Consider the following 11,980-nt stretch of genomic DNA (forward strand, 5'->3'; position numbering starts at 1 on the left):
GCTTTCTGTCGTGCTTAAGCCTTTGCGGTAACGACCATCTTCTTGGCGTGCGCCAGAGACTCTTTGGTCAGATCAATGCCGCCGAGCATCCTCGCGACTTCTTCTATACGGTCATTTTTACTCAGCTTCGAGACGGCGGTGTGCGTCGCCTGCTCGCCTCGCACCTTGTGCACGAATAAATGCTGATGACCCTGGGCGGCCACTTGCGGCAAGTGCGTAACGGTCAGTACTTGTCCGCGTTCGCCCAGGCGCCGCAATAGCTGGCCGACAATCTCGGCTGTCGGACCTCCGATGCCCACGTCCACTTCGTCGAATACCAGTGTCGGGACGCGCGAGGTCTGGGCGGTGATGACCTGAATCGCCAGACTGATCCGCGAGAGTTCGCCGCCGGATGCCACTTTGGCCAAGGCCTTCAAGGGTTGGCCGGGGTTGGCGCTGACCAGCAGTTCGACCTGTTCTAGGCCATTGGGCAGGAGTTCGCCGCTGGCGTTGGGACGCAGTTCGATGGTGAAGCGTCCGCCAGGCATGCCGAGGCGTTGAATCTCCTGTTCGACCGCGCTGGCCAGACTGCCTGCAGCCTGATGGCGCAGATCACTCAGTTCGCGGGCCTTTTCCTGATAATGACGGGCATACGAAGCAAGTTCTTCGCCCAGACGCTCAATGGATTCGTCGTTGGCGTTGAGGGTTTCGATTTCATCCAGCAGTTTTTGCTGCATCTCGGCGACTTCGGTCGGCTGGATCCGGTGCTTGCGTGCCAGGGTGTAAATGGCGTCCAGACGCTCTTCCAGATACTGCAGGCGCGCCGGATCGGCGTCGAAGTTGTCGAGGAAGCGGTTGAGTTCGCCGACGGCCTCTTCGACCTGGATCTGCGCGCTGGTCAGCAAGCTGCTGGCTTCGCCCAGAGCGCCGATCGAGTTGTTCACGCTCGACAGGCGATTGAGGCTGGCGGTCAGTGCATTCAGCACATTGCCGGAATCGCTTTCGCTGCACTGCTCGACCACTTGCCGGCAGATGCCCAGCAGGGTTTCGGCGTTGGTCAGGTTCTTGTGTTCCTGCTCCAGATCTTCCAGTTCGTTCTCGCCGAGACCGAGGTTCTCCAGTTCTTCGAGCTGATAGCTGAGCAGTTGATGACGGGCGCGTTGTTCGTCACCGGAGTTGGACAGGCGCTCCAGCTCCTGGCGGGTCTGGCGCCAGCGCTGGGCGGCCAGTTGTACCTGGCGGGCCAGATCGGTGGCGCCGGCGTATTCGTCGAGCAGGCGACGGTGGGTGTCCGTCTTGAGCAGGGATTGGTGTTCGTGCTGGCTGTGGATGTCGATCAGCAGCTCGCCGAGGGCCTTGAGGTCGCCGAGCGGGCAGGGCGTGCCGTTGATATAGCCACGGGAGCGGCCTTCCGAGGTGATGACCCGGCGCAGAATGCACGGGCCGTCGATTTCCAGGTCGCGCTCGGCCAGCCAGGCGCTGGCTTCGGGAATGTCGGCCAGGTCGAAGGTCGCCAGGATATCGGCCTTGTCGGCGCCCGGGCGAACCACGCCGCTGTCGGCGCGATCGCCAAGGGTCAGGCCCAGCGCGTCGAGCATGATCGACTTGCCGGCGCCGGTTTCCCCGGTAATCACGCTCATCCCGCGATCGAGTTCGAGATCGAGATGTTCAACGATGGCGTAGTTGTGTACGGACAGGTGCACCAGCATAAAGGCCGCTCCCAGGCTTTAGGTCTGGTTATTTATACAGTGTTTTGTTTCGGCCTGACAATGCCCTCGCTTAGCTCGATTGGCTTGATCCGATCAAATGCTTATCGCGCCCGGGAATGACAATGCAGCACTTTTTTGTAGGGTTAATCATTGTCAGCCCTTGAAGCCTGATTTTGCGGCCCCATATACCGGGGCAGAAGCGCGAGTCGAGCTCGCGGACGTTATTGAAAGGAGAATTCTATGGCTGACGAACAGACAGTAGATACGCAAAAAGCAGAAGCCAATCAGGCGCCCGAGACTGCGGGTGATGACCTGGCGACCCGTGTACAAGTGCTCGAAGAGCAATTGGCCGCCGCGCAGGATCAATCTCTGCGCGTAGCTGCCGATCTGCAGAACGTCCGCCGCCGTGCCGAGCAGGACGTCGAAAAGGCTCACAAGTTTGCGCTGGAAAAATTCGCCGGCGACCTGCTGCCGATCGTCGACAGCCTGGAACGCGGCCTCGAGCTGTCGAACCCGGACGACGAAAGCATCCGTCCGATGCGCGAAGGCATCGAGCTGACCCTGAAAATGTTCCACGACACCCTCGCGCGTTATCAGCTTGTAGCTGTCAGCCCGCAGGAAGGCGAGCCGTTCAACGCCGTGGAACATCAGGCAATGGCCATGCAGGAAAGTGCTGATCTGGAGCCTAACAGCATTCTGAAGGTGTTCCAGAAGGGCTACCAGCTCAACGGTCGCCTGCTGCGTCCGGCGATGGTCGTGGTCAGCAAGGCGCCAGCACCCGTTTCGCCTTCGATTGACGAGAAGGCTTGAAATTAGCCGCAAGGCCCCCATTTAGAAGTCAAGCGTTTAAGTGCTACCGCAGTTGGCCACAACCGCTGCGGCAACCAAATCCAAAGTTTCGGGAGAGTTAACATGGGCAAAATTATCGGTATCGACCTGGGGACTACCAACTCCTGCGTCTCCATTCTTGAAAACGGCCAGGCCAAAGTTATCGAGAACGCCGAAGGCGCGCGTACCACGCCTTCGATCATCGCTTACGCCAACGATGGCGAAATCCTGGTCGGCCAGTCCGCCAAGCGTCAGGCAGTGACCAACCCGCACAACACCCTGTACGCGGTAAAGCGTCTGATCGGTCGTCGCTTCGAAGAAGAAGTCGTACAGAAAGACATTCAGATGGTCCCTTACAAGATCGCCAAGGCTGACAACGGCGACGCGTGGGTTGAAGTGAACGGCCAGAAAATGGCGCCGCCACAAATCTCGGCTGAAATTCTGAAGAAGATGAAGAAGACCGCCGAAGACTACCTCGGCGAAGCTGTGACTGAAGCGGTGATCACCGTTCCGGCCTACTTCAACGACAGCCAGCGCCAGGCGACCAAAGACGCCGGCCGCATCGCCGGTCTGGACGTAAAACGTATCATCAACGAACCAACCGCAGCCGCTCTGGCTTACGGCATGGACAAGGCCAAGGGCGATCACACCGTGATCGTTTACGACCTGGGTGGCGGTACTTTCGACGTATCCGTGATCGAGATCGCTGAAGTTGACGGCGAGCACCAGTTCGAAGTGTTGGCCACCAACGGTGACACTTTCCTGGGCGGTGAAGACTTCGACATTCGTCTGATCGACTACCTCGTTGACGAATTCAAGAAAGAAAGCGGCATGAACCTCAAGGGTGACCCGCTGGCCATGCAGCGCCTGAAAGAAGCCGCTGAAAAAGCCAAGATCGAGCTGTCGTCCGCTCAGTCGACCGACGTGAACCTGCCGTACATCACTGCAGACGCCACCGGTCCTAAGCACCTGAACGTGAAAATCTCGCGTGCCAAGCTCGAAGCACTGGTTGAAGACCTGGTTCAGCGCACCATCGAGCCTTGCCGCATCGCCATGAAAGACGCCGGTATCGACGTTGGCGCGATCAACGACGTGATCCTGGTCGGCGGTCAGACTCGTATGCCGCTGGTACAGAAGCTGGTGACCGATTTCTTCGGTAAAGAAGCTCGTAAAGACGTCAACCCGGACGAAGCCGTTGCCATGGGTGCTGCGATCCAGGGCGCCGTTCTGGCCGGTGACGTGAAAGACGTTCTGCTGCTCGACGTCAGCCCGCTGACCCTGGGTATCGAAACCATGGGTGGCGTGATGACTGCGCTGATCGAGAAAAACACCACGATTCCTACCAAGAAATCGCAAGTGTTCTCGACTGCCGACGACAACCAGGGCGCCGTGACCATCCACGTCCTGCAAGGCGAGCGCAAGCAAGCCGCACAGAACAAGTCCCTGGGCAAGTTCGACCTGGCCGAGATTCCACCAGCGCCACGCGGTGTGCCACAGATCGAAGTGACCTTCGACATCGACGCCAACGGCATCCTGCACGTCGGCGCGAAAGACAAGGCGACCGGCAAAGAGCAGAAGATCACCATCAAGGCCAACTCCGGTCTGTCGGATGAAGAAATCCAGAAGATGGTCCGCGACGCCGAGCTGAACGCTGAGGAAGACCGCAAGTTCGAAGAGCTGGCCGGTGCCCGTAACCAGGGTGACGCGCTGGTTCACTCGACTCGCAAAATGGTCACCGACGCTGGCGACAAAGTGACTGCAGAAGAGAAAACTGCAATCGAAGCGGCCGTGGTTGCCCTGGAAGCTGCCGTCAAAGGCGACGACAAGGCTGCCATCGAAGCGAAGATCGAAGAGCTGTCGAAAGTCTCCGCGCCGGTTGCCCAGAAGATGTACGCCGAACAGGCTCAGCCTGCCGAAGGCGCGGCACCGCACGCAGAGAAAGCTGAAAAGGCTGACGATGTTGTCGATGCCGAGTTCGAAGAAGTCAAAGACCACAAGTAAGTTGTTGGTCGGCCGGTTGACTGCCTTTGGGCACTGACTGGTAGGATGTCGCCGCGCGGGAGCTTGCTCCCGCGTTGGCGTATCTGGAATACGCGAATTTTTACAGCATGCGACAAGCTGCGTGTGTTGGTGGCATGGCCGGAAATGCTCCTGCTTTTCGAGCTGAAAGTGCCACATGAATCAAAGACCAGGATCGTTGAATTGACGTGAGTTGGGTCCGGGCCTGTATTGGGGCTCAACGAGTTTGGCGAAGCTCAGGAGGGGTTTGCCGAACGTCCTTAAGAGTGCAAAGACTTATGGCAAAGCGTGACTATTACGAAGTGTTGGGTGTTGAGCGCGGCTCAAGCGAAGCAGACCTGAAAAAGGCCTATCGCCGTCTGGCGATGAAGCATCACCCGGACCGTAATCCCGATGACAAAGCGTCGGAAGAACTGTTTAAGGAGGCCAACGAGGCCTACGAGGTATTGTCCGATTCCAGCAAGCGTGCGGCGTACGATCAGTACGGCCATGCCGGCGTCGACCCCAGCATGGGCGGCGGCGGTGCAGGCTTTGGCGGTCAGAACTTCTCTGACATCTTCGGCGATGTCTTCAGTGACTTCTTCGGTGGCGGTCGCGGCGGTTCCCGTGGTGGCGCCCAGCGCGGTAGCGATTTGCGCTACACCCTGGAGCTGAACCTGGAAGAAGCGGTGCGCGGTACAACCGTGAATATCCGCGTTCCGACACTGGTCAACTGCAAGCCGTGCGACGGTTCGGGCGCCAAGAAAGGTTCTTCGCCATCGACGTGCCCGACGTGCGGCGGCATCGGCCAGGTGCGCATGCAGCAAGGTTTCTTCTCCGTACAGCAGACCTGCCCGCGCTGCCATGGCCAGGGCAAGATCATTTCCGATCCGTGCGACTCCTGCCACGGTGACGGTCGCGTCGAAGAGTACAAAACCCTCTCCGTCAAAGTGCCGGCCGGTGTTGATACCGGTGACCGCATTCGCCTGTCCGGCGAAGGCGAGGCGGGCACCCAGGGTGGCCCGACCGGCGACCTGTATGTGGTGATCAACGTGCGCGAGCACGCGATCTTCCAGCGTGACGGCAAGCATCTGTTCTGCGAAGTGCCGATCAGCTTTGTCGATGCGGCGCTGGGTGGCGAGCTGGAAATCCCGACCCTCGACGGTCGCGTCAAACTGAAGATCCCTGAGGGGACTCAGACCGGCAAGCAATTCCGCGTGCGTGGCAAAGGTGTGGCGCCGGTGCGTGGTGGCGGTGCAGGTGATCTGATGTGCCGTGTGGCGGTCGAGACCCCGGTCAACCTGAATCGTCGTCAGCGTGAGTTGCTCGAAGAATTCCGCAGCTCCCTGGCGGACGACAACAGCCACTCGCCGAAAACCACCGGTTGGTTCGATGGCGTGAAGCGCTTCTTCGGCGATCTGTAAGGAGTCGGCATGCGACGTATAGCTGTGATGGGCGCTGCTGGGCGCATGGGCAAGATTCTGGTCGAAGCCGTGCAGCAGCGCGCGCCGCTGACCGGTTTGACGGCCGCCATTGTTCGCCCGGGCAGTACGCTGATCGGGGTGGATGCCGGTGAACTGGCTTCGCTCGGGCGAATCGGTGTGCCGCTGTCCGGGAATCTGGAGTCGGTAGCGGAAGAGTTCGATGTGTTGATCGACTTCACGCTGCCGGAAGTCATGCTGAAAAACCTGGCGTTCTGCCGTAAGGCCGGTAAAGCCATGGTGATCGGCACCACCGGTCTGGATGCTGCCCAGAAGCAGTTGCTGGCCGAGGCGGGCAAGGATATTCCGATCGTGTTTGCTGCCAATTTCAGTGTTGGCGTCAACCTGTCGCTGAAACTGCTCGACATGGCAGCCCGTGTGCTGGGTGATGATGCGGACATCGAAATCATCGAAGCCCATCACCGTCACAAAATCGATGCGCCGTCGGGCACCGCCCTGCGCATGGGCGAGGTGATCGCCAATGCGCTGGATCGTGATCTGCAGAAGGTTGCGGTCTATGGTCGTGAAGGTCATACCGGTGTGCGTGAGCGTGAAACCATCGGTTTCGCCACCGTGCGCGGCGGTGATGTCGTGGGCGATCACACGGTGCTGTTCGCCTGTGAAGGCGAGCGTCTGGAGATCACCCACAAGGCTTCGAGCCGCATGACGTTCGCCAAGGGTGCCGTGCGTGCGGCGCTGTGGCTGGATGCTCGCGAGCCCGGTCTGTATGACATGCAGGACGTGCTCGACTTGCGTTGAGCCTTGCTTGAACCCGGCGCAAACGCCCTGTTTGTGCCGGTTTTACCCCGCCCGGCGACGCCCTGTCGCATTCTCCGGCCTTTCAGGCTCATTGGCGGTAGACCAAAAATCCCTTTTTCTGTAAGCTACAGCTTTAGTGTGTCCACTAAAAGCGCGCAGAATAATTCAGTGAAGAAGCGGGGTGACGTGTCCATACGTCACTCCGCTTTTTTACAACCTGCGATTGCCCTTTCATGCGTTATTTACGGGAGGTCTTCTTGACTAAGCCAGCCATACTCGCCCTTGCTGATGGCAGCATTTTTCGCGGCGAAGCCATTGGAGCCGACGGTCAGACCGTTGGTGAGGTGGTGTTCAACACCGCAATGACCGGCTATCAGGAAATCCTTACCGATCCTTCCTACGCCCAACAGATCGTTACCCTGACTTACCCGCACATCGGCAACACCGGCACCACGCCGGAAGACGCCGAGTCCGACCGCGTCTGGTCCGCTGGCCTGGTCATCCGTGACCTGCCGCTGGTAGCGAGCAACTGGCGTAACACGATGTCCCTGTCCGACTACCTGAAAGCCAACAATGTTGTGGCGATCGCTGGTATCGACACCCGTCGCCTGACTCGCATCCTGCGTGAAAAAGGCGCACAGAACGGCTGCATCATGGCCGGCGACAACATCTCCGAAGCCGCTGCCATTGCCGCCGCGCAAGGCTTCCCGGGCCTGAAGGGCATGGACCTGGCGAAAGTCGTCAGCACCAAGACCCAATACGAATGGCGCTCCACTGTCTGGGATCTGAAAACCGACAGTCACGCGACCATCGAAGCCTCCGAGTTGCCTTACCACGTGGTTGCCTACGACTACGGCGTCAAGGTCAACATCCTGCGCATGCTGGTCGAGCGCGGCTGCCGCGTCACCGTAGTGCCGGCGCAAACCCCGGCTGCCGACGTACTGGCCCTGAAGCCGGACGGCGTGTTCCTGTCCAACGGCCCTGGTGACCCGGAGCCTTGCGACTACGCGATCAAGGCAATCAAGGAAGTGCTGGAAACCGAAATTCCGGTCTTCGGTATCTGCCTCGGTCACCAGCTGCTGGCTCTGGCCTCTGGCGCCAAGACCCTGAAAATGGGCCACGGCCACCACGGTGCCAACCACCCGGTGCAGGATCTGGACACGGGCGTCGTGATGATCACCAGCCAGAACCACGGTTTTGCGGTTGATGAAGCGACCCTGCCAGCCAACGTCCGCGCGATCCACAAATCGCTGTTCGACGGCACCCTGCAAGGCATCGAGCGCACCGACAAGAGCGCGTTCAGCTTCCAGGGTCACCCTGAAGCGAGCCCGGGCCCGAACGATGTGGCGCCACTGTTTGACCGCTTCATCAACGAGATGGCCAAGCGACGCTAAGCGTTCGCCTTGAGACTGTAGCGAGAAGCCCCTCGAGGGCGGCCCCGAAACCGGCGGCCCCCTCGGGACTTCAGAAATCGATCAAGACGGCTTGCCGACTGACCTGCGGATTTGAGTGACAAACCCATGCCAAAACGTACAGACATTAAAAGCATCCTGATTCTCGGCGCTGGCCCGATCGTTATCGGCCAGGCCTGCGAATTCGACTACTCCGGCGCCCAGGCTTGCAAAGCCCTGCGCGAAGAGGGTTACCGCGTCATCCTGGTGAACTCCAACCCGGCCACCATCATGACCGACCCGGACATGGCCGACGCCACCTACATCGAGCCGATCAAGTGGCAGACCGTTGCCAAGATCATCGAAAAAGAGCGTCCGGATGCGGTGCTGCCAACCATGGGCGGCCAGACTGCTCTGAACTGCGCCCTGGACCTGGAGCGCGAAGGCGTTCTGGAGAAGTTCGGCGTAGAGATGATCGGCGCCAACGCCGACACCATCGACAAGGCTGAAGACCGTTCGCGTTTCGACAAGGCGATGAAGTCCATCGGCCTGGAATGCCCGCGTTCCGGTATCGCCCACAGCATGGAAGAAGCCAACGCGGTGCTCGAGCGCCTGGGCTTCCCGTGCATCATCCGTCCGTCCTTCACCATGGGCGGCACCGGTGGCGGTATCGCTTACAACCGTGAAGAGTTCGAAGAAATCTGCGCCCGTGGTCTGGACCTGTCGCCGACCAAGGAACTGCTGATCGACGAATCGCTGATCGGCTGGAAAGAATATGAAATGGAAGTTGTCCGCGACAAAAAGGACAACTGCATCATCGTCTGCTCGATCGAAAACTTCGACCCGATGGGCGTGCACACCGGTGACTCGATCACCGTGGCTCCAGCCCAGACCCTGACCGACAAGGAATACCAGATCCTGCGTAACGCCTCGCTGGCGGTATTGCGCGAGATCGGCGTCGAGACCGGCGGTTCCAACGTTCAGTTCGGTATCTGCCCGGACACTGGCCGCATGGTCGTGATCGAAATGAACCCGCGTGTATCGCGTTCGTCGGCCCTGGCTTCGAAAGCCACCGGTTTCCCGATCGCCAAGGTCGCAGCCAAACTGGCGGTCGGCTACACCCTCGATGAGCTGTCGAACGACATCACCGGCGGCAAGACTCCGGCGTCCTTCGAGCCGTCCATCGACTACGTCGTGACCAAGCTGCCGCGCTTCGCTTTCGAGAAGTTCGCCAACGCTGACGCTCGCCTGACCACTCAAATGAAGTCGGTAGGCGAAGTCATGGCCATCGGCCGTACCTTCCAGGAATCCCTGCAGAAAGCCCTGCGCGGTCTGGAAGTGGGCGTTTGCGGTCTGGACGAGAAAGTCGACCTGAGCAATCCGGAAAGCATGAGCGTGCTCAAGCGCGAGCTGACCGTGCCGGGCGCCGAGCGTATCTGGTACGTGGCGGACGCTTTCCGCGCCGGCATGACCGTCGAAGAAATCTTCGGCATGAACATGATCGACCCGTGGTTCCTGGTGCAGATCGAAGATCTGATCAAGGACGAAGAGAAGGTCAAGACCCTTGGTCTGTCCGCTATCGATCGCGATCTGATGTTCAAGCTCAAGCGCAAAGGCTTCTCCGACCAGCGTCTGGCCAAGCTGCTGGGCGTCACCGAGAAAAACCTGCGCACTCACCGTCAAAAACTGGAAGTGTTCCCGGTCTACAAGCGCGTCGACACCTGCGCCGCCGAGTTCGCCACCGACACCGCTTACCTGTACTCGACTTACGAGGAAGAGTGCGAAGCAGCGCCGTCCGGTCGCGACAAGATCATGATTCTGGGTGGCGGTCCGAACCGTATCGGCCAGGGCATCGAGTTTGACTACTGCTGCGTACACGCCGCTCTCGCACTGCGCGAAGACGGCTACGAAACCATCATGGTCAACTGCAACCCGGAAACCGTTTCCACTGACTACGACACTTCCGACCGTCTGTACTTCGAGCCGGTGACCCTGGAAGATGTGCTGGAAATCTGCCGCGTCGAGAAGCCGAAAGGCGTGATCGTCCAGTACGGCGGCCAGACCCCTCTGAAACTGGCTCGCGCACTTGAAGCGGCCGGCGTGCCGATCATCGGCACCAGCCCGGACGCCATCGACCGTGCCGAAGACCGTGAGCGCTTCCAGCAGATGGTTGAGCGCCTGAACCTGCGTCAGCCACCAAACGCTACCGTGCGCAGCGAAGACGAAGCCGTTCGCGCTGCCGCGAAGATCGGTTACCCGCTGGTGGTGCGCCCGTCCTACGTACTGGGCGGCCGGGCGATGGAAATCGTCTACAAGGAAGAAGAACTCAAGCGTTACCTGCGTGACGCGGTGCAAGTGTCGAACGACAGCCCTGTGCTGCTCGACCACTTCCTCAACTGCGCCATCGAGATGGACGTGGATGCGGTCTGCGACGGCAAGGATGTAGTGATCGGCGCGATCATGCAGCACATCGAACAGGCGGGCGTTCACTCCGGTGACTCCGCGTGCTCGCTGCCGCCGTACTCGCTGCCGGCGCACATCCAGGACGAGATGCGCGAACAGGTCAAGAAAATGGCCCTGGAACTGGGCGTGGTCGGCCTGATGAACGTTCAGTTGGCGCTGCAAGGCGAAGACATCTACGTCATCGAAGTCAACCCGCGTGCTTCCCGTACCGTGCCGTTCGTATCGAAGTGCATCGGTGTTTCCCTGGCGATGATTGCTGCCCGTGTAATGGCCGGCAAGACTCTGAAGGAAATCGGCTTCACCAAGGAAATCATCCCGAACTTCTACAGCGTGAAAGAGGCGGTGTTCCCGTTCGCCAAATTCCCTGGCGTGGACCCGATCCTCGGCCCAGAGATGAAGTCCACCGGTGAAGTGATGGGCGTCGGCGATACCTTCGGCGAAGCCTTTGCCAAAGCCCAGATGGGCGCGAGCGAAGTGCTGCCGACCGGCGGTACCGCATTCATCAGCGTACGTGATGACGACAAGCCGCTGGTTGCGGGCGTGGCCCGTGATCTGATCAACTTGGGCTTCGAAGTGGTCGCCACTGCCGGCACTGCCAAGCTGATCGAAGCCGCAGGTCTGAAAGTGCGTCGCGTGAACAAGGTGACCGAGGGTCGTCCGCACGTGGTCGACATGATCAAGAATGACGAAGTCACCCTGATCATCAACACCACCGAAGGTCGTCAGTCGATCGCCGACTCTTATTCCATTCGCCGCAACGCCCTGCAGCACAAGATTTACTGCACCACCACCATTGCTGCTGGCGAAGCTATCTGCGAAGCGCTGAAGTTCGGTCCCGAGAAGACCGTACGCCGCTTGCAGGATCTACACGCAGGATTGAAGGCATGAGCATAACCAAGTACCCGATGACTGTTCAGGGCGCTCGCGCCCTGGAAGAAGAACATACTCACCTGACCAAGGTCGTTCGTCCGAAGCTCAGCCAGGACATCGGTACGGCCCGCGAGTTGGGTGACTTGAAGGAAAACGCTGAATACCATGCTGCCCGCGAACAGCAGGGCATGGTCGAGGCGCGCATCCGTGACATCGAAGGCCGGATCCAGAATCAGGTCGTGATTGATGTCACGACCATTCCTCACACGGGCAAAGTGATTTTCGGCACCACCGTTGAAATCGCCAACGTCGAGACTGATGAGAGCGTCACTTACCACATCGTTGGTGAGGATGAAGCAGACTTCAAGCTCGGCAAGATTTCGGTCGGTTCGCCTCTGGCCCGTGCCCTGATCGGCAAGGAAGAGGGCGACGTCGTTGCCGTGAAAACGCCTGGTGGCGTTATCGAGTACGAGATTGTCGAAGTCCGTCACATCTGAAACAG

The 11,980-nt window shown here is 59.6% G+C and carries 8 protein-coding genes; 7 read left to right on the plus strand and 1 reads right to left on the minus strand.

All coding sequences use genetic code 11. From position 1 onward, the window contains the following. Window positions 1-14 precede the first annotated feature (14 nt). Complete coding sequence (recN, locus tag AC3WRD_RS05280; protein ID WP_102619394.1) at window positions 15-1,688, minus strand: DNA repair protein RecN; 1,674 nt, start codon at window positions 1,686-1,688, stop codon at window positions 15-17. A gap of 240 nt (window positions 1,689-1,928) precedes the next feature. Here recN and grpE point away from each other — a divergent pair, with 240 nt between their 5' ends. From grpE to greA, 7 genes are all read left to right on the plus strand, one after another. Continuing rightward, a complete protein-coding gene (grpE, locus tag AC3WRD_RS05285; protein WP_096818814.1) occupies window positions 1,929-2,498 on the plus strand; it encodes a nucleotide exchange factor GrpE in 570 nt (189 codons plus the stop codon). 102 nt (window positions 2,499-2,600) lie between these two features. Further along, window positions 2,601-4,517, plus strand: a complete 1,917-nt coding sequence (dnaK, locus tag AC3WRD_RS05290) for a molecular chaperone DnaK (RefSeq protein ID WP_096818817.1) — start codon at window positions 2,601-2,603, stop codon at window positions 4,515-4,517. A 296-nt stretch (window positions 4,518-4,813) separates the two neighbouring features. Next, entirely contained in the window at window positions 4,814-5,938 is a 1,125-nt protein-coding gene (dnaJ, locus tag AC3WRD_RS05295) for a molecular chaperone DnaJ (RefSeq protein WP_085711856.1), read from the plus strand. A 9-nt stretch (window positions 5,939-5,947) separates the two neighbouring features. Next, complete coding sequence (dapB, locus tag AC3WRD_RS05300; RefSeq protein ID WP_102619395.1) at window positions 5,948-6,754, plus strand: 4-hydroxy-tetrahydrodipicolinate reductase; 807 nt, start codon at window positions 5,948-5,950, stop codon at window positions 6,752-6,754. Between the two features lie 257 nt (window positions 6,755-7,011). Next, window positions 7,012-8,148 (plus strand): glutamine-hydrolyzing carbamoyl-phosphate synthase small subunit, encoded by a 1,137-nt coding sequence (carA, locus tag AC3WRD_RS05305; RefSeq protein WP_096818820.1) that lies wholly within the window; start codon window positions 7,012-7,014, stop codon window positions 8,146-8,148. Window positions 8,149-8,274: 126 nt separating this feature from the next. Next, entirely contained in the window at window positions 8,275-11,496 is a 3,222-nt protein-coding gene (gene carB, locus AC3WRD_RS05310; protein ID WP_096818824.1) for a carbamoyl-phosphate synthase large subunit, read from the plus strand. A 2-nt stretch (window positions 11,497-11,498) separates the two neighbouring features. Further along, window positions 11,499-11,975 carry a transcription elongation factor GreA gene (gene greA / locus AC3WRD_RS05315; protein ID WP_096819323.1) on the plus strand — a complete coding sequence of 159 codons (477 nt, stop codon included), beginning with the start codon at window positions 11,499-11,501 and terminating at the stop codon, window positions 11,973-11,975. Window positions 11,976-11,980 lie beyond the last annotated feature (5 nt).

This window comes from Pseudomonas sp. FW215-R2, assembly GCF_058789255.1.